Source organism: Hydrotalea sp. GW822-HT8A01, assembly GCF_058798575.1.
In genome coordinates, this window is record NZ_CM179506.1 from 3,131,357 (window position 1) to 3,155,731 (window position 24,375).

The following is a 24,375-nucleotide window of genomic DNA, read 5'->3' on the forward strand; positions in this document are numbered from 1 at the left end:
ACAGCAACACAATATTGAATTAATCATTAAATAATTCCGGTTGTTGCTGATCGGCAGGTGGTGCTACCTCCCAATGCATTTGAATGGCTTTTGCATAATCCATCAATTTTGCGCCAACTGATTTCCAGCCGGTTACTTCTACCATTTTAGAAATCTTAAATTTTGCTTTTCGCACTTGAGCCCCCTTTCCGGTTTCAACAGTTAAAATGGGCTCCTCTTCAGTTGTTACAGTTTCAATATAATTATCATCGCCCTCTTTGATAAATAAAAATTTGGTTTGAAGTGTTGATGTTTCAATCCTAAAGCGCTTTACCGTAAATTGGTTTTTTGTTGCATCTTTATAGATAGCGGTAATGATTTTGTTGGGATCAAACTTTTCAATCAAAATTATTTTCTCTGTATCAAATCTTTGGTTGAGCTCGGTATTGGTAATTTCATAATTACCATCTTTATAAATCACCAAAATATTTTCATCTTCAAAACTGCCTAAATACAATCCTTTTTCATCAGTATTTAACCGGCCAAATTGCTGATCAAACCAAAGTTTGCGCCCTTCTAAAGTGCTTTTTCCGGCTTCTTTAAATTTAACGGTACGTATGGGATATTTGGTTACAATATTTCCCTGACTGGATCTTCCTTTGATTTCAATTTCTGCAAAATAAAAATCTAATTCTTTGTTACGGGCACTGCAGTTGGGGCTTAATATAATTTTAACCACTTCTGCTTCACCATTGGGATTAGCAGAAAAATATAGCACCTTACTTTTATCGCTTCCTTTCGTTAAATCATATTCTTTATCTCGGGTAATGCCGGTAACATTAAAACGTTTGGCATAATTAACACCACTTTCACCATCAACATATATCATGTTGTAAGTAGTGCGTTCATCGTTTTTAGTAAATACGGCTGCATGTAAAATATCTTTACCTATAAAGTTTTTTTCACCTACCCGAATTACCTTCATGATCCCTCTTCGGGTAAACACAATAATATCGTCAAAATCTGAACAATCGAACAAATATTCATCTTTTTTAAGGGATGTTCCAATAAATCCTTCTGCACGATTCATGTACACTTTGGTATTAGCAATGGCTACCTGTTGTACTTTAATAACATCGAAGGGTTTTATTTCGGTTTTACGTTCTCTTCCCTTACCAAATTTTTTTAATAAATTTTCGAAATACTGAATGGTGTATTCGGTAAGATGTTCTAAATGATATTGTACCTGATTCATTTCTTCCTCAATGGCTTTAATTTGACGGATGAGTTCATCAATATCTAATTTGTAAATTCTTCTAACCGGCTTTTCGGTTAATTTAATCACATCTTCACGTGTTACGGCACGCTTTAATTGTTTTGAATAAGGCACAAAAGCTTTTTCAATAGCCAGTAATACATGTTCCCAGGTTGGATATTTTTTCTCTAATTCCTGATAAATTTTCTGTTCAAAAAATATTTTTTCAAGTGAAGTGTAATGCCATTTATCATTTAATTCACCCAGTTTAATTTGGAGTTCCTGTTGTAATAAATTTTTGGTATTGTCAACCGCTTTCTTTAATAATTCAGTTACAGAAATAAATGCGGGTTTTTGATCAACAATAACACAGGCATTTGGAGAAATACTCACTTCACAATCAGTAAATGCATACAAAGCATCAATGGTAATATCAGGCGAAATACCGGGAGCCAGATCAACCTGAATTTCAACATTTTTGCCGGTGAATTCTGTTAACTTTTTAATTTTTATTTTACCCTGATCATTGGCTTTGGTAATACTTTCGCAAAGTTGTGAAACTGAAACGCTATAAGGCACATCGCGAATGATGAGTGATTTTTTATCAAGCTCTTCAATTTTACAACGCACTCTAATTTTGCCACCGCGTTTGCCATCATTGTAATTGCTTACATCAATCATCCCACCCGTTTGAAAATCGGGATAGAGTTCAAATTTTTTTTCTTTGAGATATTTAATGGATGCCTCACAAATTTCGCAAAAGTTATGGGGTAAAATTTTGGTAGATAACCCTACCGCAATACCATCAGCACCCTGCGCCAATAATAATGGAAATTTCATAGGCAGGGTAACGGGCTCTAGTTTACGTCCATCATAACTTAATTGCCAATTGGTTGTTTTGGCATTGTATGCAATTTCAAGCGCTAATTTACTTAATCTGGCTTCTATATAACGGGGTGCCGCTGCTGCATCGCCGGTACGAATATCGCCCCAGTTACCCTGTGTTTCAATCAGCAAATCTTTTTGCCCCATATTTACCAATGCATCGCCAATAGAAGCATCCCCATGTGGATGGTACTGCATGGATTGCCCGATGATGTTGGCAACTTTATTAAAACGCCCGTCATCCATTTCTTTCATGGCATGTAAAATACGCCGCTGAACGGGTTTTAAGCCATCCTCCATTGCCGGTACTGCTCTTTCCAAAATAACATAAGAGGCATATTCTAAAAACCAGTTTTTGTATTGTCCTTGTATGCCATTATCGTTTTGATATACTGTGTTTTCTGTTTTTTCATTTGCCATAATCTTCCCTACAAGCTTTTAACAATTGATTATTTACTTAACGCTTTATTCATTTTTATTCAAAACCATTACAACGATTCACTTTCTGTATGCACTGTTTGCATCTGCATCACTTCAATATCTTTCCAGCACTTTTCCCAATTGCCTTTTGCAGCAAGTTTTTGTTCTTTCATCAGCTCTCGTAAACGCCATACAAAAAATGTATCGGCAATTTTTAATTTAGATTTTGAATAAAACTGTTGCAATAATTTCAGCAGTTTCTGCGGCTCAACACCAACAACCGACAAAATGTCCTTATCATAATAACTCACTTCTTTGCTCACAATTTTTTTACCACCTTCTAAAATTCGTACAAGACCATTTTCACTACCGGTTTTTTTCCATTCATCAGGGTCTACTTCAAATTCGCTGAGTGTAATGGGACGGGCTAATTTTTTTGCTTTTAAAAATTCTTTTGGCTGTATTTCATGTAAATAAGCAGGATAAAATATACCCCCTTTTTCGTTGATGAATGGCAGATTATTCATGTATAAAACAAACACTTGCCCCTGAAATGCACTTAATTGAGACATTAACCAATAATAGCCGCACACATCATGCGCGTTTTGGCCCATCCAAATCCAAATATGCAGTGTTTTATCTTCATTTAATTGATTACACAAATTGTATACCGTTAATTTATCATCAACAATATCTAATTGATGGGCATAAGGTGAATATTCCAGTACTTTCTTCCACCAGTCTCTCCGTAGCTGATAGCCATAGGTTTCATAAATATCTGTAACGGGGCCTACAGAAAAATCGTCTTTAATTTCAATTATATCGCCTTGCAAGGTTTCATCTAATTCCATTGCTTTTTTTAAAACCTCAACATCGGCAGTGTTAAAAACAACATGCATCATGCTTCTATAGTTTTACTTAGTCATTATTTTTTAAACGGCTTCTACCAAATCTAATTCTACTCTTAAATTATCAATAATAAATTCCTGTCTTTGTGGTGTGTTTTTGCCCATATAATACTCTAATAGTTGTTGTATATGATCGCCTTGTTCCAATAAAACAGGTTGCAGGCGAATATCATCTCCAATAAATCGTCCAAACTCTTCCGGCGAAATTTCACCTAGCCCTTTAAAGCGGGTTATTTCAGGCTTATTACCCAGTTTTGCAATAGCAGCCTGCTTTTCAGTTTCGTCGTAACAATATATGGTTTCCTGTTTGTTACGCACTCTGAATAAAGGCGTTTCTAAAATAAATACATGGTTTTGCTTTACCAGTTCCGGAAAAAATTGCAGAAAAAAGGTCATTAATAATAACCGAATGTGCATCCCATCTACATCTGCATCTGTTGCAATTACAATGTTTTTGTAACGCAGCCCCTCCATTCCTTCTTCAATATTAAGCGCATGTTGCAATAAATTAAACTCCTCATTTTCATACACAATTTTTTTGGTAAGTCCGTAGCTGTTTAAAGGTTTACCCCGCAAACTGAATACAGCCTGTGAATCTACTTTTCGTGATTTTGTAATGGAACCACTGGCGCTATCACCTTCTGTAATGAAAATGGTAGACTGATTCATTAATTCAATATACTCCTGTCTGTTTTTAGTGGGCGGTTCATCATTAAAATGGATACGGCAATCGCGTAATTTTTTATTGTGCAGGTTGGCTTTCTTTGCCCGCTCATTGGCAATTTTTTTAATGCCTGCTAATTCTTTTCTTTCCCTTTCGCTTTGCTCAATTCTTTTTTTAAGCGCATCTGCAATGGCAGGATTTCGATGCAGATAATTATCTAATTCTTTACCTAAAAACTCTTCGATGAATTTTTTAACGGAAGGGCCACCTTCAAACATGTGTTGAGAGCCTAATTTTGTTTTGGTTTGGCTTTCAAACACGGGTTCCTGCACACGAATAGAAATGGCAGCAACAATACTGGTTCTGATATCGGAAGCCTCATAATCTTTCTTGAAAAAATCTCTGATTACTTTTACAAATGCTTCCCTGAAACCTTGCTGGTGTGTACCACCCTGTGTGGTAAACTGACCATTTACAAAAGAATACAAATCTTCTCCATAATCGTTATTATGCGAAATGGCTACTTCAATATCTTCTCCTTTTAAATGTATAATGGGGTACCGTAATTCATCAGAATTGGTTTTATGTTCTAATAAATCGAGTAATCCGTTTTTACTTACAAATTTTTTATTATTAAAATTGATTACAAGTCCTGCATTTAAATAGCAGTAATTCAAGATCTGATTTTCAATAAAATCGAATCGGAAATGATAATTTTTAAAAATTTGCTCATCCGGAATAAAGCTTACCAGCGTACCATTGGGTTCGGATGTTTTTTCTTCTTTGGTTTCTTTTATTAATTTCCCCCTTTCAAATTCGGCTGTTTTCATTTTTCCATCGCGAAAAGCCGTAACGCTAAAATAACTACTTAGTGCATTTACAGCCTTGGTACCCACGCCATTCAATCCTACACTTTTTTGGAAAGCTTTACTATCGTATTTAGCGCCAGTATTAATTTTACTGACTACATCCACCAATTTTCCCAATGGTATACCCCTGCCAAAGTCGCGAACATGCACCGTTTTCCCATCAATATTAATATTGACATTTTTACCAAAACCCATGGTATGTTCATCAATACAGTTATCTACAACTTCCTTAATTAAAACATAAATACCATCATCAGGTGCAGAACCATCACTTAATTTACCGATATACATACCTGGCCGGAGGCGAATATGCTCTTTCCAGTCTAAACTTTTAATATCATCTTCTGTATATTTTCCTGCTTGTTCAACTGCCATAATGCACAATTTTTAATGTCTAAAATTAGCACAATAGCCCAATCCATTGCCCAAAGGTGAAAATTGAGCTGGTGCATCAGAAGATATCAACACAAATTATTGAACGTGGTGTTCCTTCCTACCAACCGCAAATCTAAGCCTGTGCGGCACTTATAAAAGTTTGTTTTTCTACATTTTAGTTTTTTGTGGATAAAATATAGTTGAAACACCGGTTTTCAACCAAAATTATTTGTTTATGTTTGCCGCATCAGTCAGCCACTTCATATTGAAACCAGCCTATCTCAAATTGTTTCTTTTACCCATGAAAATGAAGGAAACAATCGGCGTTTCATGGCTTTTTTAAAAGCACAAACCCCACAATTGGTAGACGATAAAGTACAGCAGCTGAACAATGAAATTAGCCCCAAAATTGATTGCAAGGCCTGCGGCAATTGTTGCAAAAGTTTAATGATCAATGTTTCTGAAGAAGAAGCCAGTCATGTTGCAGCACATTTAAAGTTGCAACGCAACGATTTTGATGCACAATATATTGAAAAAGGCAGTTCGGCTACCTTATTAATGAACAGCATCCCCTGCCCTTTTCTGAAAACAACGCAATGCAGCATATACGAACACCGATTTCAGGGATGCAGAGAATTTCCAGGCTTACATGTTCCGGGTTTTAATGACCGAACTTTTACTACATTTATGCATTACGACCGATGCCCCATTATATTTAATGTTGTAGAACATTTAAAAGTGGCATTGGATTTTATTTAAAACCAGCTTGTTTAAATAATGGCCACTGAATCAGGAATTGATGTATTGGTTCGAGCAATTCCGGCATGGAAGCACAAGCGGATTGGTTTTGTTACCAATCATGCAGCTCAAACAAAGGAAGGTATCCCATCGCGAAAAGCCTTGCTTCAAAAACAATTTAATATTGTTAAACTTTTTTCTCCGGAACATGGTTTAGATGTAAAAGGAGCCGATGGGGTTTTGATAGATAATGGAAAAGATGCACTAACAGGTTTGCCAATCATTAGTTTATATGGTGCAAAGCTGAAACCAGATGCAGCCGATTTAGAAGACATTGACCTGTTGTTGTTTGATATTCCTGATGTAGGCGCCAGATTTTATACTTATTTGTGGACACTTTCCTATGTATTGGAAGCGGCAGGTGATTCTCAAAAACCTCTGATCATTGCAGACAGGCCCAATCCTGTTTCTGGCAGGTTTGATCTGGCTGAAGGGCCTATGTTACAAACAGCCTGCGCTTCATTTATCGGCAGATGGGCTATGCCAGTTCGTCATAGTTGTACATTGGGTGAACTGGCACAATATTTTAACAAAGTGCTGCAATTGAATGCGCCACTTACCATTGTTCCCTGTAAATATTATGATAGAAACAGTTTTCAGCCCGATTGGGAAACAGCATTTGTACCCACATCGCCCGCCATTCGTTGCTTTGAAGCTGCTTTATGCTATACCGGCACTGCATTTTTAGAAGCAACCAATATTTCTGAAGGAAGAGGAACACCTTATTCATTTTATGCAGCCGGCGCACCATGGATGAATGCTGCACTTGTAGCTTCTACCATTAACCAACTGTTATTTGACAATGTAAGCGCAGCAACCACCTGTTTTATACCCGAAACCGGCAAATATATGGGCCAAACCTGCAATGGCATTGTTCTAAAAATTCACCATCAGGAAAAATTCAGGCCAGTTTATACGGGGTTGATATTAATAAAACTGATACATGATTTGCACCCAAACCATTTTGCCTGGCAAGGTTATGTAACCCATGTAAACCCAACCGGGGTAAATCATTTAGATAAATTATTGGGCATCCCTTCATCAGAAAATTTATTTGAGAGCGATATGGAAAGCTATTTGCAACACTTACACGCTTTACTTAATATTAGCGAAAGCTGGCAGCAAACCATGTCGCCCCATCTCCTTTACTAATCAGTTGAAACACCCAATATATCTCTAATAACAATACTGGATAACATACATCCAAAAATAGCCGGCATATAACTAATAGTGCCAATAATTGATTTTTTAGGCTTTGCATTTTCGGTAACCTGCATACTTCCATGCAAAACGGGTTCGGGACTAAACACCACTTTAATACCCGAGTAAATTTTTGCACGGCGCAATTTTTTGCGAACATATTTAGCCAAATCGCACTCATAAGTTTCAGCAATATCGCAAATAGTTACGGCTGAGGGATTTATTTTTCCACCGGCCCCCATTGAACTTACAATTGGAATTTGATGCTGATGGCAATGCTGCAATAAAAACACTTTAGGCGTTAGGGTATCAATACAATCAATTACATAATCAAATTTTCCCGGCACAATATATTCCTGAATCCATTGTTTATCTGCAAACACCTGTACAATTTCTGCTTGCAAAGCCGGATTAATATCTTGTAAACGTTGCAACCACATCTCGGTTTTTGGTGCGCCAACAGTGGAGTGCAGTGCAATCAACTGGCGATTAATATTACTGGCATCTACCTTATCATTATCTACAATGGTAAGATGACCAATTCCAGCCCTAACCAACATTTCAGCACAAATACCACCTACACCACCTAAACCCACTAAGAGTATTTTTTTGAATTGTAATGTTTCAATGGCATTTTCATGTAATAATAAATTTGTTCTGCTCATCCAATACGGAATCATATATTCAGCATTTTAGATTATTTTCAAAATGCAAAATTGTAATAAAATGGCTTCATGGAAACTGTTTTTTATCACTTGTATGCTCTTTACCTCACAAATACTATTTGGTCAGCATCTTGTTATACTAACGGATAGCAGTGTAACAACTTCCATTAGAACTTTAAGTGCAGTTGGTAATCGCATTATTTGGGCTGCTGGTAGTAATGGACAGGTAGCCAAAAGTACAGATGGAGGCCAACATTGGCATTGGTTAACTGTGAATGATTTTGCAACAAGAGATTTTAGAGCCATACAGGCATTTGATGAAAATGAAGCCATTATTATGGCAGTTGGTGAACCGGCCTTATTGTTAAAAACTACCGATGGTGGTTTACACTGGAATACAATTTTTACAAACTGTACCAAAGGAATGTTTTTAGATGCTTTATTTTTTATAAACAGTGAAAAAGGTTGGGTGATTGGTGATCCGGTTTCAGGGCAACATCCTTTCATGGCCACTACAATAAATAAAGGCAATACATGGGATACACTAACAAAAGGATTACCTGTTTTTGAGAATGGAGAAGCATTCTTTGCATCCAGTAACAGCAATATTTTCATTTGGACAAACACTAACGAAAGATGGATGATAAGTGGCGGAACCGCATCCAAACTATATATCAATAATATTTCAGCGTATCCCTTACCCATGCTTCAAGGCACTTTTTCACAAGGGGCTAATTCAATTGATTGTTATGATACCACTTGCATTGTAGTAGGAGGTGATTTTATGCAGGATAAAATTGCAAAAGGCAATGCTGCTATTGTTAAAATCAATAAAACCATTCGAATAGATAACCCCATTCAATTACCAAATGGTTATCGCTCCTGTGTAAAACATGTAAGCGATAAAATATGGATATGTTGTGGCACATCGGGTGTTGATATTAGTTATGATGATGGGTTACACTGGCTACCCATCAGCAAAACTTCATTTCACACTATTTGTGTAACAGAGAATAAAAAAGTTTTTTTGGCGGGGAATAAAGGCAGAATAGCCCAACTAATTTTAAAGTGAATATTTATCAAAGAGTATTTGGTTATTGAACTCGGATTATTTTTTAAAAGCAAAATAAACTGCCCCCATTACTAAGCAAAAACTAACCAGGTAATTCCAACGCAATGGTTCTTTCAAATACAAAACGGCAAAAAATGAAAAAATAATCAATGTAATTACTTCCTGAACAATTTTCAACTGAAACCCATTCCATCCCTCTAAAAAACCCATTCGGTTTGCGGGCACGGTTAAGCAATACTCAAAAAAAGCAATCGACCAGCTAATAACAATCGCTTTCCATAAGGGTATTCCGGTTGCTTTTAAGTGCCAATACCAGGCAAAAGTCATAAATACATTAGAAACGATGAGTAAGCCAATTGTTTTCATACATTAAAAAAAATAGTTGAAAATAATATTTTAATTTACTTGAACTGTTATAATATCAGTTAATTTAATGTGCAATATAGTTGTTCTGCCAGAGTTGAAAATAAAACGGTTGACAAAATGCCATGAAAACAATAAATGCACAAAAATTGTTGTAATTACTATATAACAGAAAAGAAACAGAGGTTGTAGAAATTATAAAAAAATGTGTATGAACAAATATCAGATAATTGTGCATTTTACCATGGATGATGATTTTATGGTATTACTACCGGCACACAGAACGTATATTGATTTTTTAATGAATAAAGGCATCATAGAAACCTATGCAGTAAGCATGGAAACACAAACCGTATGGATTACCATGAACGCTGAAAACAAAGAGCAGGCCGCAAAGTTTATGGATAAAATGCCTTTATACAAATACTGGCAGTATAGTATAGAAACCCTTTTTATGTATGATAGTACACAATATAGATTGCCTACTTTGCAACTTAATTAAAAAAAATTTTTGGTAGTTATGAATCACACCCTATTTTTGCACTCCCAAACAACGAAAGGGAAGGGAGTTTAGCTCAGTTGGTTTAGAGCATCTGCCTTACAAGCAGAGGGTCGGCGGTTCGACCCCGTCAACTCCCACTAAAAAAGCGAAACGTCATGTTTCGCTTTTTTTCTTATCAAGAAATTCAATTATCCTATATTCCTCAAACCACCCATACCACCATACATTCCCATTCCAAAAATGGCTATAATGATGGATGAAAGGATAGCGCTTATAACAAAAAACACTACCATTAATACAATAATAGATACAATCAGGTAACCTGCTTTTTTATCCTCCGGAGTATTTTTAATGGGGCCCAAACCCAAGTACCACAAATAAATACCGTACAAGCCAAACAAACTTCCAATAATAGATAAAGCAGGAATAATGGTTAAAAATGCGCCAATTAAAGATGGTGTGTAGGAATAAACCACTAACTGAGCCGATTTATTTAAATTTTTCTCTGAGCCAAAACTTGTGGCCAGCATATCTACAATGTAGGTTGATAAAATAACAGTAATAATAACCGCTATGAAATGAACAACCGCCATATTAATGCCCCAGCCCATTCCTGCCATATGTAATAACATTGCTGTTCTACCCACAAAACCATAGCCAATAAATGCGGCCAAAGCACCAATAATAGCCAAGGGCACTACATAGGCACTAATAACACCCGGCATAGTTTGTGTTTCATCGGCAATGATTGCCCATTCTTGTTTGGGATTGGTGATGATACCTTTAACCCTGTTAACAATATTCATACAGTGTACATTTTAGAACAAAATAGAAAACCGTAATGAAATATGCAAGCATTTCGTTAAATTAACAAAGAACTTATATTCATAAAAGAAGAAAAAAATGAAGCAGCCTGAATAAACTACCAACCTGTTTAATAAAACAAGCATTTATTTCCGTTCCACTTTCTCCCATAGTACAGTATGTTTACCACTAAGAAAGAGTGCAATTCCTGCTAACATAGAAAGGTTCATAAAACAATAATAAAATGGAATATACAACCATTTAATACTCATACGCAATAGTTCTGCCACCCAGCCAATCAATGCTAAACTATAAAATAAAATTTGCGTAACACTGCTTAACCAAAAAATAGTGGCATGTGTATGATACCAGAGAAAAATTGAAGTAATAAATAATACAGGCAATAACAATGGTATTAATAACCATCGAAAAACTTTGTGACTGATGTACTGAAACGCAATGGAAGGGTACTTAAATGGGCTACACAAATGCAAAGTTTGTAGTAAAGTTTGTATACTTCCGGCTGCTATTCTTTTTTCTCCTGACTTGTCCGCCTTTCCATAATCCAAACAAATAGTTTCTGATAATCAACTACTTATGATACTTTTTATCTATTTTGACCGTACTAACCAGGTCAAATGCTACACATTAGAATTGTAAAAACAAAGGGAAATTCTCGTTCTGTACAAGTTTATCATTATCAAAACAGTAAACGGGTTATCATCAAACATATTGGTTCAGGAACTACTAACGAAGAAATATTTGCCCTGGAAGAAATGGCCAGGCTATTTATTGCTGATTATACCAAACAATTATATCTATTTGAAGATTCCAAACCTGGCGAGGAGGCAGTATTGGTTAGTCAATGTGAATTCATAGGGATTTACCTTACTTATTTGTACGATGTATTGAGAGCCGTGCAGCACCAAATTGGTTATACTTTAGAAGCGGATGCTTTGTTGAATGATTTTGTAGTGATTCGAATCGTTGAGCCTGGTTCCAAACTTCGTTCTATTGAGTTAATAGAATCTTATTTTGGCATTAAACACCGCAGGCAACAGTTTTATGAATCAGCACATAAATGGCTTGTTTTAAAGGAAAGAATAGAGAAAAAAACGCTTGATTTTGCCAGAAAACAATATGGATTTGATTTTTCTTTATTGTTCTATGATGTTACGACCCTGTATTTCGAAACATTTACGGAGGACGAACTTCGCAAGAATGGATTTTCTAAAGACAACAAGTCGCAACAACCACAAATTGTGGTGGCACTCATGGTTACACCCGAAGGCTTTCCTGTAAGTTATGAGGTGTTTTCAGGTAATACATTTGAGGGTCATACGTTGATTCCTGTCATTAAATCTTTTATCAAAAAACATAAAGTAGAAAACTTTACGGTCGTTGCTGATGCAGCCATGATAAGTACCGAAAATGTGGAGGCATTGAGAGTAGAAAAAATCAACTATATAGTAGGTGCAAGGCTAGGTAATGTGTCGGCCCACTTGTTGGAAACAATAGATGCGAAACTTCCAAAAATAGATGGGAGCGTGATTCGGCTTAAAACAGAAAATGGCTATCTAATTTGTAGCTTCTCTAAAAAGCGCTATAATAAAGATAAATTTGAGATGAACAGGCAAATAGAGAGAGCAAAATTGATGCTGACTCAACCCTCAAAAATGAAGAGGGTAAAATACCTCAAATCAGGCGATAGTAATATGATGCTGAACGAAAAGCTTATTGAAAAAACCACAAAGCTACTGGGGATTAAAGGATATTATACAGACATTAAAGAAGCTGTTGCCGATAATGCAACCATAATAAGTCGCTATCATGATTTATATAAAGTAGAACAAGCATTTAGGGTCTCAAAAAACGATTTACAAACTCGCCCAATTTTCCATTTTAAAGAAGAGCCCATACAATTACATATACTTATTTGCTTTATGGCATTAGCTATATCAAAACATATTGAAATAACAGCAACATTGTCCATAAGAGCATTTTTAACCCATTGTAAAAAGATCACAGATGCCCGATTAATAAATAAAATAACCAAAAAAGAAATAAGAATGAGAGCTCATGTGCCGAATCATCTACAAGAAATTATCACAAAAATTCTTAGACCGCACTAAATCGGACAAGTCAGGAGCAGCCTGAATAAACTACCAACCTGTTTAATAAAACAAGCATTTATTTCCGTTCCACTTTCTCCCATAGTACAGTATGTTTACCACTAAGAAAGAGTGCAATTCCTGCTAACATAGAAAGGTTCATAAAACAATAATAAAATGGAATATACAACCATTTAATACTCATACGCAATAGTTCTGCCACCCAGCCAATCAATGCTAAACTATAAAATAAAATTTGCGTAACACTGCTTAACCAAAAAATAGTGGCATGTGTATGATACCAGAGAAAAATTGAAGTAATAAATAATACAGGCAATAACAATGGTATTAATAACCATCGAAAAACTTTGTGACTGATGTACTGAAACGCAATGGAAGGGTACTTAAATGGGCTACACAAATGCAAAGTTTGTAGTAAAGTTTGTATACTTCCGGCTGCTATTCTTTTTTTTCTATTAAATTCAGCAGCAATATGAATGGATGGGTTTTCTGCAGCAATTGCATTGGGCTCATAACGAATAATATAACCTGATGCAATTACCTGCATGGCAATTGAAAAATCTTCCGTAATGGTATTGGGTGGCAATAATGGATATAACGATTTTCTAATAGCAAACAATTCGCCCGGCATACCAATCACCGTTTTAAATTGCGATTCCATTTTTTTTATGAAGGATTCATACTTCCAGTAAATACCTTCACCAATCATTGCATCGGCATCGGTAGGAATCAATATTTTTTTTTCACCTGACACGGCTCCTGTTCTGGCATTACTAAAATGTGGAATCATATAATGCAGGCAATCCGAATTCAAAATAGAATTGGCATCTGTAAATACTAAAATATCAGCTGTACTTTCGTTTACAGCCCTGTTCATAGCATGTAACTTACCCAGCCTTTCTGCATGATGCAATAAACTTATCTGAGAATATGTGGCAACTATTTTGTTGGTGCCATCGGTTGAGCCATCGGTCACCACTATCCAGGAAATTTTATCGGCAGGATAATTTAAAGCAATTGAATTTTGAATTTTTGCATTGATACAATCTGCTTCATTGTATGCAGAAATGATGACAGTAACATTCGGAATATGATTTGTACCAATAATCGTATTGCTTTCGGTTTGAATATTTTGTTTCATCTGTACAAACAGAAACAATATAACCGGATACAAAACATAAGTATACAGCATTACTGCAAAAGAAAACCAAAACACCCATTCAATCATAAACAATCCTATAAATGGGGCTAAATATACTAATCTGACAGCAATGCAAAAGAATTAATATACCCTGGTAACGGTTTGAAAGTCTTTACTAACACGGCAGTGCATGGTACCAACGGTATCTATTTTAGGAATATTGGGAATTAAAATATTTGGATTGTTTTGCATGTGTACTTTAAAATCGCAGATATAGTATTTTGCATCTTCATAATAAGCAACACTGTTCACGATAAATAATACTTTATCACTATCACGTTGTTGTGTTTTTTGCAAATAATCCTGCATGGCAGTGATTAAATGCTGTTGCACTTCAGCCGGACTGGGATTTTTAATGGTATTACATGCCAGTAGCAAAGCAAAAAAAATAGAAGCAAATAAAAAATTTTTTTGCATAATATATTATTTATTTTATATAAATTTTGTTTTTATGAGGCAAACTGTCTTTGCTTAAAGTTGCATCAAATTGTAATTGATGAAAGATTCCATTAGATGTGTTTGATTTTACAGTGATATATTTTTTAACAGGTCCAGGAAATCCTTCGGTGGTGTATTTAGCCTGTAATATTCCGGAATTACCTGGTAAAATTGCATTTCTAGGATAATCGGCAACCGTGCAACCACATCCAGGCCTTACTTCTGTTAAGTAAAGAGGACCATTTCCCGTATTTTTAAAGGAATAATTGATTAAAATAGTATCACCATAAAAAAGATGACCTAAATGGGTAATAGTATCTTGCCATTGAATAGTAGTATAATTGGTTGTATCTAATTGTGCAATAGTAGCAGGACGAATACCTAAATGATTTTCATACGGGTTTTTATTGGATTGGTTATTACAAGAACCCAATAGCAGTATTAGAAAAGCCGCAAATAACATACTTCCATTCCTTTTTACTTTATTCATTCAGCCAATATTTAAAACGAAATTATTAAATAAATTTAATTTACTTTTTCGGTACGGTGTTTGCCATCCTGCTGATAAATATCAACAGACTGAACCATTGGCCCTACTGAAATAAAACGCCCCGATTGCGATAAAAATGAGGCTCCATAATTACATTCTACTTTTTGCCGGTTACCATTTTTGTAGTTAATAATGGCATACATGTCCTCTTTGAATAAAGGTATATTTTGTACTGGTTTGTTTAATGCATATAACTGCAGTGCACCCCTGTTTTGAGAAGCAGCAATCATGTATTTTTTGTTAACACCCATCAATTTCACCAATGCCTTACCGTTACCAGGAACAAAAATTCCACTTTGCAATATGGTATAAGCAGTAAAATTGCCTTTCCCGTCGCCTTTCAAGAATACACCGTTGAGTGCATCATAACGTCCGGTACCTACTTCTGTACCAAAATCATTGGTATTCATCAATACATCTAAGTTTCCATCTCCATCAAAATCATCTGCCACCATTCCATTCAACATCGACAATTGAGCCTGCATTGGTAAGGGAATAATTGTAAAATGTCCTTTCCCGTCATTCTTCAACAATACAGAACGCATGTCATTGGCCGTTAAACGCAATGCATTTTTGCGCTCATCGGGAGTTAATATCTGATCCATGGTTGCAATGGCGAATGATTTGTATGTTTTAAAACGCATCCGCATCACAATCATTTGCTTGATGGCATCATCTCTTGTTAATGCAGGGTATTCCAACATTTTACCAATACTGTCGGGCAAGTACAAAGAGGTGAATGCATCATAACTGCCATTCTTATCAAAATCGCCGGCAGTGATATGCATGGGAGATTGATGGGATGCTTTATAAAATGTATTTAGACCCAGGTTACTTACAATGTAATCCATATCGCCGTCATTGTCAAAATCGCCGGGTACTATACTGTTCCACCATCCTAAATTATTTTGAACACCCGTACCGGCAGTTACATTTTTAAAAATTCCATGTTCATTTTGTAAAAAAATAATGGGCATCCACTCTCCTGCTAAAATCATATCGGGTTGGCCATCATTATTAAAATCTGTAATCACTGCATCACTAATCATCCCAATATTGGTTAAATCTTTAGCCACTGTTTCGGTTACATCTGTAAATTTTACCTGTCCGTTTTTACTATCATTTCTTAAAATAAAACTACTTACTGGTTTAGGATAATGCCAGGGATCAACCCTGCCTGAAACCAATAAGTCAAGCTTCCCATCTCCATTGTAATCAAATGCACGAACACAGGATTTGCTTGTTAAATTTTGTGGTAATGCCAGTGTATCTAATGTAAAGTTGCCATTACCATCATTCAGATAAAATCTATCCTGATAGGCTTTTGTGTTTGGTTCATTTTCATATCCGCCGCTGGTGATATACAAATCCAAATCACCATCTCTGTCTGCATCAAACAATAACAAGCCCATATCTTCAGTTATTTTGGCCTCCGCATCGGTTGCATTTAAAAGGTTTTTCTGTATAAATTTTCCATTAGGTTGTTGTAATAATATTGTTTCACTGTATTTATAGGCACCGCCCAATATTATATCTTCTAACCCATTCCCATCTATATCCCCCACAGCCATTGCAGGGCCATATTCCGATAATTTATGTGGCAATAGTTTTTGTATATTAAAGTCAATAAAATCATGCTCCTGATGTACATATTTTATTTGCAGTGAATCTGTAATGTTTTTAAATAATGCATTTGTTGCAATAATTAGGTTTGTATAATTTACGGGTATAGTAGCATTTGATTGTTGTACATTAATTGATTGGTTTGCCTTCAGGTAGGTAATTATTTGCTGTTGATGATTAGGCCATATAATTTTTAAAGAATCAATTGCTTTTATATTACCTAAACCAAAATGCGCTTTGGTTTGTACGGAGGAAAGATATCCCCGATAAGGTGTATTTTCCCATATCTGCTGTTGTCCGTTATTATAATAAATTGCTGCAGTGGCACCAATTCCATTTACATTATTTTTATCACCATGAAAAATAATATCAATATAATTCGAGTTCAAGCTGTCTTTATCCCGAGCAGTGTTTTTGTACACCAATGCCTTATCGTTAATATTATTTATCACTAAATCCAAGTCGCCATCATTATCTAAATCAACATATACGGCACCATTTGAAAAAGTTGGTATTTGCAATCCCCAGCTATTGGTTGCATTAGAAAATTTAACGTCTCCATCATTTTTAAAGGCATAATTGTGCAGTTTAACTACCGGTATTTGTGCCAACAATTCTTTTTTACTGGCCAAAAAATAAGCCTCACTTCTGTAAGCCATAAAATCATGATCGGTAACATCTTTTGGAAATCCGTTGGTAATGATGATATCACGTTTTCCATCATTATCAAAATCGGCTAATAAGGGAGTCCAGCTCCAATCGGTTTCGGCCATACCAGCATAGTAGGCCACATCACTGAAAATAGGGTCACCAATTGAATCATTATTGGTAATACGAGGGCCTTGGTTTAGTTGCAAAACATTGCGTACATACTGATAATTATACCCATATTTATCGCTGTTTTGGTAACGTTGATAATTATTGGCATTCATCATCATTTTTTTCCGATAGTTATCTTCCGGGTTCATATCGAGTGTAACCACATCTGGCAAACCATCATTATTCATATCTGCCACATCACAACCCATGGCATTAGCAGATGTGTGTTTAAAGTAGTGTGAAAGTTGTTCCGTAAATGTACCATCATGGTTATTTATCCAAAGTAAATCATTCGTAACAAAATCGTTGGTAACATAAATATCTTTCCACCCATCATTATTAAAATCTGCAATAGCAACGGAATGCCCGTAGCCTTCTGTTTGTATACCTGCCTGTTTAGAAACATCCGTAAAAACAGGATGGTGCAAACTGTCATTCCAATCATTTCTAAACAATTGCCCGGTACTTGGGTTTTCGCCATTTTTTAAAATAGTATGAAAACCATCCGGAAATTTATCTTTATTAATTTCATTATTCACAATATATACATCCAAATCGCCATCATTATCATAATCAAAAAAAGCTGCCTGCGTGGAATGGGCGGTATCATCCAATCCATATTCTTTGGCCATTTCCTTAAAATGTGGAATCCCATTTTTGTCTAACCCCTGATTAATGTACAATAAGTTTCTTCTTTTTTCCGGATCTTTCGATAATGTGGCACAAACATAAATATCTAACCAACCATCATTATTTATGTCTATAACTGCTACGCCCCTGCTCCATCTTCCATTACCTGATACACCAGCCTCCTCAGTAATATCTTTAAACTTAAAATTGCCTGTATTCAGGTATAATTTATTCGATACCAAATTACCGGTGAAATACAAATCCGGTAATCCATCATTATTAAAATCGCCTACCCCAACGCCACCACCGTTGTATACATTTTCAATATCTACCGAGTTGATTGAATCATTTTCTATAATCGTATTTTCAAAATCAATTCCGGATTGATTGGCAGCTATTTTCTGAAAAAGGGTATTATTTTTTTTACAGGAAAACATTACAAAAGCAAACAAAGAAACAGCAATACAGCGACTGAAATTCATGAGTGTTAAGGGTTTGTGATACATGAAGAAACAAGCAGTAATTTACTCTTTAAAATTAAATTGGCATCAATTGTACAATTAAAATGAAATAAAAAAACCTATTGCCATTTCACTTGATTTGGCAATAGGTTGTTGAAAATGAAGCTACATCCATTATCAAAAAAGATACTAATAGCCTGGATTTTGTTTTAAATGTGTTTTACCATCGGCATTTAAGATATCAATTTGTGTTTGCGGAATGGGGAATAATTCTGATTTACCACTTACAAACTGAGCACCCACCGGTAAAAGTGTTGCTTTTGCAATTCTGTCAGTAGCAAAATAATTATTTAAAACAGTTTTAGCAATTCCCCAACGCACCAAATCAAAAAAACGGTGGCCTTCCATAGCCAGTTCCAAATAACGTTCCATTTGAATGGCTTTTAAGGCTGTTGCCTGATCAGGAAATGCTACATAAAGTCCTATTTTATAGTTATCGGCCGGAGTAGTTTGTGGAGAATATGTAGAACTGGTTGCATCGTAACTGGCATTTTTATACACCCATCCGGTAGGATCAGCAGCACGGGCACGTACCCTGTTTACATATATTAATGCTGTTGGTAAATTCCCTAATTGTGTTTCACATTCAGCAGCTAATAATAGTACATCAGAAAAACGTATCAGGTTTACATTATTGGCAACTAATTCAGTAGCACCCCAATAATTTTCAGTACTTGAATAAATTCCCTTTTGACTTTGTGCATATATATTCTTTTTAGGGCTAAAAACACCATCTGCAGAAACGTTTCTAATCCATGCAGCACCTGGATGTGGACCCCAATCTAAGTAAGGAATACTTGGACGGCCCATTACCCAATCAATTCTGGGATCAAGCGTACCAGTGTATAAATTGGTGGAATCACTAACATTAGGGGCATTAAAATAAGTGTTCAATAAAGGCAAACCAGTTACCGGATCTGTTTTATAGGCATTAGCCAAACTTTGAGAAGGATTAAAAAATCCGCAACAAGCACCAGGACCACCGCCATAAGGGAAGTTCAAAATATCTCCATAATTACCATTAGGAGAACCTGCGCTGGTACCGGAGCCATCATTTACAGCCATTTGCACAGCAAATACTGATTCTGCACTGTTTCTGGTAGCAGGATTAAAATTGCTGTAATATTTTACCAAAGCGTATTTAGTACCGCTTGAGGTAACCCCATTGCTGATTAAATCATCAAACAATGGTTTTGCTTGCGCATATTTACCTTCAAACATATACACTTTGGCTAGAAAAGCTTCAGCAGCATATTTATTGGCACGGCCAATTTGAGGTTGTACAGCAGGTAAATTCTGCATTGCATACTGAAAATCGGCTTCAATTTTTGGCCAAACATTAATATAATTACCGGAAGCATCAACATTATTAACAGTATTGCGTGACGTTGTATCCGTAACTGTTTCATCAATAAAAGGAATATTTCCAAAAACCTTTTTTAATTCAAAATGATAGTGACCTCTTAAAAAACGAGCTTCAGAAGTGAATTCAGTTGCATCTGCAGCAGAGATACCTTTAGCAATTTTAAGTACTCTTAAAACCTCATTGGCTCTTTGAATACCATCATAACAAGCAGCCCATTTATTGGCAACATAACCGTTTGTTGAAGTGCCGGTGAAAGTTTCTAGTGAGAGAATATCACCTTGATCCGAAGGATCTGATCCTTTATAAGCATCATCAGAACATACACTGCCATATACCCAGTTACTGGCTGCTGAGCCCCATCCTGTATTATTGCCACCCTCACCATCTAACAAGGCATATGCTCCAATTAACAAACCCTGAACTCCGGATTGATTAGCAAGAATATTTTGATTTAGAGTACCAACAGGTGGCTTATTTAAAAAACTTTGTTTACAGGCAAATAATACTACTGTCAGCGCTAAAACAGACGGTATTAAATATTTATAATGTATCTTCTTCATATTATAGTGTTTTAAATTAATTTTTAATAGATTGAATAGTCATTTTAGAATGATACATTTACTCCAATGTTGAAATTTTTCTGATTGGCAGGATAGTTACCAAAATCAATTCCGAAATTACTATTGTTATTCAAATCAGATCCCTGTAATTCAGGATCTAACCCGGTATACTTGGTAATGGTAAATAAGTTAGCTGCCTGAACATAAAAATGTAATTTCTGAATACCCATTTTCTCCAATTTTGTAGATGGAACTGTATAACCAATCATTAAATTTTTACACCTCAAATAAGATCCTTTTTCCATATAGAAAGAATTAAACACGGTAGTATTACTAAAGTTAGCAGATTGTTCAATTCTTGGAATTTTAGCATTCAAATTGGTAGGTGACCACGAATTTTGCAACAAACCCTTACTTACATTTCCTTTAAATACCTGATAGAAATCTGTCCAGTATTTCACATAATTAATTACATCATTTCCTGCTGAACCATAAAAGAACATAGACAAATCAAAGTTCTTATATGTTGCATTGATGGTGAACCCATAGGTAAATTTCGGATTGGGGTTACCAAAAAACACTCGATCGTCAGGAGTAATTTTACCATCACCATTGGCATCTAAGTATTTAAATCTGCCTGGAGCTGCTCCATCCTGTGTGGCTGATTTGGCAACATCATTGGCATCTTTAAATAAACCTAATACCTGATAACCATAAAATGCACCTACCGGATGGCCGGGTTGTAATCTGGAGAATGCTCCTATACGGCTTGAACCGGCACTATATTCATCTACATATTTTACACCGGGAGGTAAACTCACTACTTCATTTCTGTAAGCAGAAATATTTCCACCAATATCTATTTTAAAATCTCTACCAACAGTACCATGATATGTTGCCGAGAAATCAACTCCGGTATTTTTAACATCGCCTAAATTTACAAAAGGCTGACGGGCTCCACCCTGATAATTACCAATAGCAGATACACTTGGAAATAATAATCCGCTAATGGCTTTTTTATACCACTCAATTGAGAAGTCTAATTTATTTTTCAAAATTGTCGCATCTAAACCAACATTTGTAATAATGTCTTTTTCCCATGTAGTATTCACATTACCTAATTGGCTATTATAAAAACCCAATGTAGAAGAGTTAGCAGCTCCTGTAATTGGATAATAAGAAATACCGGCTGCAGAAGAATACAAAGAATAAGCATTGGTTGGATTAATATTACTAATAGAACCGGATGTACCCCATCCTCCTCTCAATTTTAAATCATTAATCCAGCTAACATTTTTCATGAAATTTTCATTGGAAATACGCCATCCTGCAGAAATAGAAGGGAAATTACCATATTGATGGCCGGGAGCAAAAACGGAAGAACCATCTCTTCTTAATGTAGCTGCTAAAATATATTTATCTGCATAACTATAATCAATTCTCCCGAAATAGGAAGATATTGCTAATTGATAAGGTGGATAACCAATATTACTTTGTGAATTTGGAGCACCTGTATTTAATGTCCAATAATTTGGGTCAGTACTATAATATGATCCCCTGCCGGCGCTAATACCTCTGTTGTATTGGTTTTTGGCTTCCTGACCCACTAATACATTTAAGCTATGTTTGCCAAAAGTGTTGCTATACTTAACGGTATTTGTCCATTGCCATAAGCTATTGTAACCAGCTCCTTCCGTAAAGGCATTAGGATTGGTATTGCCTTCTGCATTTTCATAAGCCGTATAGGTAAAATAATAGTAGTAATAATTATCAAAATAACCTCCAAAACTTGTACGGGCTGTAAAATGCTTTAAAAAATCCACTTCAGCAAATACGTTACCGTTTACCTGCCAATCATTACTCCTATTATTGGCAGTCCTTTGTTGATTTGCCACAGGATTTTGTGCATTACTTAAACCCACTGATTTAGTACCGGCATAATTTCCCATGATATCATATAATATATAGGAATAATAGGTGGTTCACGGTAACTCATTGAAATAGCATTACCCTCATTCTGGTTGGTAAAGCCCGGACTTTGTTTGTAAAACACATAGGCATTTTCTCCAACTCTGATATGATTATTTATATTAAAAGTGGTATTCATTCTTGCTGAATAGCGCTTTAAATAGGTATTAATCAAAGTTCCCTGCTGGTTTAAATATCCTACTGAAAACAGGTAAGTTGATTTATCATTACCACCACTGGCTGTTAAAGTATGGCTTTGAAAAATGGCAGGTTTAAAAATTTCATGAAACCAATCTGTGCCAATTTTATTGGCCTTTGTAATTTGATTGGAATTTATATTGTAGGAAGCTGGGTCTGTTCCAGGATCACCCACTTTTGCTCCGGTAGGAGTAATATAATCCGGAATTACAGGCGTATCACCCTGTCCAAACTGTGCATTTCTGCTTCCGGGAGCAATACCACTGTTAATTTCGTATGCTTTCACCACATTGGCATAACCCTGTGTGTTTTCTAAGTTAAAGCCATTTTTCAACGGACGTTGGGTGCCCACAAAAGCATCGTAGCTAATTCTGGCTTTACCCTGACGGCCTCTTTTGGTGGTAACAATAATTACCCCGTTAGAACCCTGTACCCCATAAATAGCAGCAGCTCCGGCATCTTTCAATACCTGAATGGATTCAATATCACTGGGATTGACGTCCTGTAAATTTCCCTGTACACCATCTATCATAACTAATGGCGCTGTACTTCCGGGAGAAGTAATACCTCGAATTTTTACACTGGTACCACCACCAGGTACACCGGAATTAATAACCGTAACACCTGAAGCCTGACCTTGTAACAAAGCGGCAGTATTACCACCTGGTACAGATTTCATATCGTTTACATTTACAACTGAAACAGAACCGGTAATGTCCTTTTTCTTTTGCGATGTATAACCCAATACCACAATTTCATTTAAATCACTAGTGGATTCGGTTAGGGTAACGTCAATTCTTGAACGGCCACTTACAGGCATGGTTACATTGTTGTAACCCACTGAAGAAATTACCAATACACTTTTATCGCCCGGAACTTTAATGGTAAATGTACCATCATCGTTCGTAGCGGTAGCATTGTTGGTACCTTGTACCGTTACCGTAGCGCCGGCAAGGGGTTGATTGTTTTTACCGGTTACTTTACCGGAAACTGTTTTTTGTGCAAAAGCCCCCAATGTGCAAAAAAAGAGGCCGCAAAAAAGCAAAAAACATCGAGATAGATGTGGATTGTTTGGCATAAGCAATGTTTTCGTTAGGTTGTTAAATAATCTTTAACAAATTTAAGTATCGCAAACGATTGTGTTCTTACCTTTTACCATCATGTTTCAGTGATTTTTTAACATACAATTATGTATTTTTTACACATTAATTTAATAAAAGCCGCTCTCGTTCAGTGTTTGACAATACAGCAATTCTACAATTGATATATATCAAAAAATATTTTTTCTACAATAAACGGGTAACATATTACACAAATACACATTCTCACTTACATACCTTTCAATAACGGTATAGCAATGACGAGGTAACAGTGCTCACTTAAACATTGATAGATAAAACATTGAAGCCCATTTTAAAATTGAACCGGGTTAATAATTCTTGTTCAGTAAATTAAACACTGACAAACTATAAACCCATACATTGCACATCTTATTCACAACGGCTATAAATATTTGATACTGTTGCAGCGAAACAAATCATTTTTTTGCCTTGCAGAGGGTGATGGGTGATACCAGCAGCTATATTCTAACCAACTATTTTCAACCTACT

At 35.7% G+C, this 24,375-nt stretch carries 19 protein-coding genes and 1 tRNA gene; 6 read left to right on the forward strand and 14 right to left on the reverse strand.

Going from position 1 to position 24,375, the window contains the following annotated elements; translation table 11 throughout:
- Nucleotides 1-19 precede the first annotated feature (19 nt).
- From AC3QLY_RS13900 to AC3QLY_RS13910, 3 genes are all read right to left on the reverse strand, one after another.
- Entirely contained in the window at nucleotides 20-2,539 is a 2,520-nt protein-coding gene (locus AC3QLY_RS13900; RefSeq protein ID WP_074420151.1) for a DNA gyrase/topoisomerase IV subunit A, read from the reverse strand.
- Between the two features lie 68 nt (nucleotides 2,540-2,607).
- Nucleotides 2,608-3,441 (reverse strand): DUF1835 domain-containing protein, encoded by an 834-nt coding sequence (locus tag AC3QLY_RS13905; protein ID WP_074420150.1) that lies wholly within the window; start codon nucleotides 3,439-3,441, stop codon nucleotides 2,608-2,610.
- Nucleotides 3,442-3,471: 30 nt separating this feature from the next.
- A complete protein-coding gene (locus AC3QLY_RS13910; protein WP_074420149.1) occupies nucleotides 3,472-5,355 on the reverse strand; it encodes a DNA topoisomerase IV subunit B in 1,884 nt (627 codons plus the stop codon).
- Between the two features lie 330 nt (nucleotides 5,356-5,685).
- On the opposite strand from AC3QLY_RS13910, the gene AC3QLY_RS13915 reads away from it, so the two are divergent.
- Both AC3QLY_RS13915 and AC3QLY_RS13920 read left to right on the forward strand, forming a co-directional pair.
- Nucleotides 5,686-6,114 (forward strand): YkgJ family cysteine cluster protein, encoded by a 429-nt coding sequence (locus AC3QLY_RS13915; protein ID WP_074420148.1) that lies wholly within the window; start codon nucleotides 5,686-5,688, stop codon nucleotides 6,112-6,114.
- Nucleotides 6,115-6,132: 18 nt separating this feature from the next.
- Entirely contained in the window at nucleotides 6,133-7,305 is a 1,173-nt protein-coding gene (locus AC3QLY_RS13920; RefSeq protein WP_074420147.1) for an exo-beta-N-acetylmuramidase NamZ family protein, read from the forward strand.
- On the opposite strand, the gene AC3QLY_RS13925 is transcribed toward AC3QLY_RS13920, so the two are convergent.
- Nucleotides 7,302-8,033, reverse strand: a complete 732-nt coding sequence (locus tag AC3QLY_RS13925; RefSeq protein ID WP_074420146.1) for a tRNA threonylcarbamoyladenosine dehydratase — start codon at nucleotides 8,031-8,033, stop codon at nucleotides 7,302-7,304. The two genes, AC3QLY_RS13920 and AC3QLY_RS13925, sit on opposite strands and share 4 nt — an antisense overlap.
- 46 nt (nucleotides 8,034-8,079) lie before the next feature.
- Here AC3QLY_RS13925 and AC3QLY_RS13930 point away from each other — a divergent pair, with 46 nt between their 5' ends.
- Nucleotides 8,080-9,090, forward strand: a complete 1,011-nt coding sequence (locus tag AC3QLY_RS13930; RefSeq protein WP_218330384.1) for a WD40/YVTN/BNR-like repeat-containing protein — start codon at nucleotides 8,080-8,082, stop codon at nucleotides 9,088-9,090.
- 36 nt (nucleotides 9,091-9,126) lie between these two features.
- On the opposite strand, the gene AC3QLY_RS13935 is transcribed toward AC3QLY_RS13930, so the two are convergent.
- Nucleotides 9,127-9,456 carry a DMT family protein gene (locus AC3QLY_RS13935; protein ID WP_068241180.1) on the reverse strand — a complete coding sequence of 110 codons (330 nt, stop codon included), beginning with the start codon at nucleotides 9,454-9,456 and terminating at the stop codon, nucleotides 9,127-9,129.
- Between the two features lie 208 nt (nucleotides 9,457-9,664).
- Here AC3QLY_RS13935 and AC3QLY_RS13940 point away from each other — a divergent pair, with 208 nt between their 5' ends.
- The gene (locus AC3QLY_RS13940) at nucleotides 9,665-9,955 is read left to right on the forward strand and encodes a hypothetical protein (RefSeq protein WP_074418552.1); all 291 of its coding nucleotides are present in this window, start codon (nucleotides 9,665-9,667) and stop codon (nucleotides 9,953-9,955) included.
- Between the two features lie 62 nt (nucleotides 9,956-10,017).
- Nucleotides 10,018-10,092: transfer RNA gene (locus tag AC3QLY_RS13945), tRNA-Val, on the forward strand.
- 51 nt (nucleotides 10,093-10,143) lie between these two features.
- On the opposite strand, the gene AC3QLY_RS13950 is transcribed toward AC3QLY_RS13945, so the two are convergent.
- Both AC3QLY_RS13950 and AC3QLY_RS13955 read right to left on the reverse strand, forming a co-directional pair.
- Nucleotides 10,144-10,761, reverse strand: coding sequence for a Yip1 family protein (locus AC3QLY_RS13950; protein WP_074418551.1), 618 nt, complete (start codon nucleotides 10,759-10,761; stop codon nucleotides 10,144-10,146).
- Nucleotides 10,762-10,905: 144 nt separating this feature from the next.
- Nucleotides 10,906-11,328 (reverse strand): hypothetical protein, encoded by a 423-nt coding sequence (locus tag AC3QLY_RS13955; protein ID WP_492989889.1) that lies wholly within the window; start codon nucleotides 11,326-11,328, stop codon nucleotides 10,906-10,908.
- A 69-nt stretch (nucleotides 11,329-11,397) separates the two neighbouring features.
- Here AC3QLY_RS13955 and AC3QLY_RS13960 point away from each other — a divergent pair, with 69 nt between their 5' ends.
- The gene (locus tag AC3QLY_RS13960; protein ID WP_074419367.1) at nucleotides 11,398-12,891 is read left to right on the forward strand and encodes an IS1634 family transposase; all 1,494 of its coding nucleotides are present in this window, start codon (nucleotides 11,398-11,400) and stop codon (nucleotides 12,889-12,891) included.
- Nucleotides 12,892-12,949: 58 nt separating this feature from the next.
- Here AC3QLY_RS13960 and AC3QLY_RS13965 read toward each other — a convergent pair whose 3' ends face one another.
- The 7 genes from AC3QLY_RS13965 to AC3QLY_RS13995 all read right to left on the reverse strand — a co-directional run bounded on the left by AC3QLY_RS13965 (nucleotide 12,950) and on the right by AC3QLY_RS13995 (nucleotide 23,843).
- On the reverse strand, nucleotides 12,950-14,119 hold the full coding sequence (locus tag AC3QLY_RS13965) for a glycosyltransferase family 2 protein (protein ID WP_081299108.1): 1,170 nt from the start codon (nucleotides 14,117-14,119) through the stop codon (nucleotides 12,950-12,952).
- 54 nt (nucleotides 14,120-14,173) lie between these two features.
- Complete coding sequence (locus tag AC3QLY_RS13970) at nucleotides 14,174-14,509, reverse strand: hypothetical protein (RefSeq protein ID WP_074420145.1); 336 nt, start codon at nucleotides 14,507-14,509, stop codon at nucleotides 14,174-14,176.
- 10 nt (nucleotides 14,510-14,519) lie between these two features.
- A complete protein-coding gene (locus AC3QLY_RS13975; RefSeq protein ID WP_074420144.1) occupies nucleotides 14,520-15,020 on the reverse strand; it encodes a DUF1573 domain-containing protein in 501 nt (166 codons plus the stop codon).
- A 35-nt stretch (nucleotides 15,021-15,055) separates the two neighbouring features.
- A complete protein-coding gene (locus AC3QLY_RS13980) occupies nucleotides 15,056-18,658 on the reverse strand; it encodes a VCBS repeat-containing protein (protein WP_287100598.1) in 3,603 nt (1,200 codons plus the stop codon).
- A gap of 144 nt (nucleotides 18,659-18,802) precedes the next feature.
- Nucleotides 18,803-20,599, reverse strand: a complete 1,797-nt coding sequence (locus AC3QLY_RS13985) for a RagB/SusD family nutrient uptake outer membrane protein (RefSeq protein ID WP_074420143.1) — start codon at nucleotides 20,597-20,599, stop codon at nucleotides 18,803-18,805.
- Nucleotides 20,600-20,643: 44 nt separating this feature from the next.
- The gene (locus AC3QLY_RS13990; protein ID WP_492989890.1) at nucleotides 20,644-22,548 is read right to left on the reverse strand and encodes a SusC/RagA family TonB-linked outer membrane protein; all 1,905 of its coding nucleotides are present in this window, start codon (nucleotides 22,546-22,548) and stop codon (nucleotides 20,644-20,646) included.
- A complete protein-coding gene (locus tag AC3QLY_RS13995) occupies nucleotides 22,512-23,843 on the reverse strand; it encodes a TonB-dependent receptor plug domain-containing protein (protein WP_492989891.1) in 1,332 nt (443 codons plus the stop codon). Before AC3QLY_RS13995 ends, AC3QLY_RS13990 begins: the two co-directional genes overlap by 37 nt.
- Between the last annotated feature and the right edge of the window lie 532 nt (nucleotides 23,844-24,375).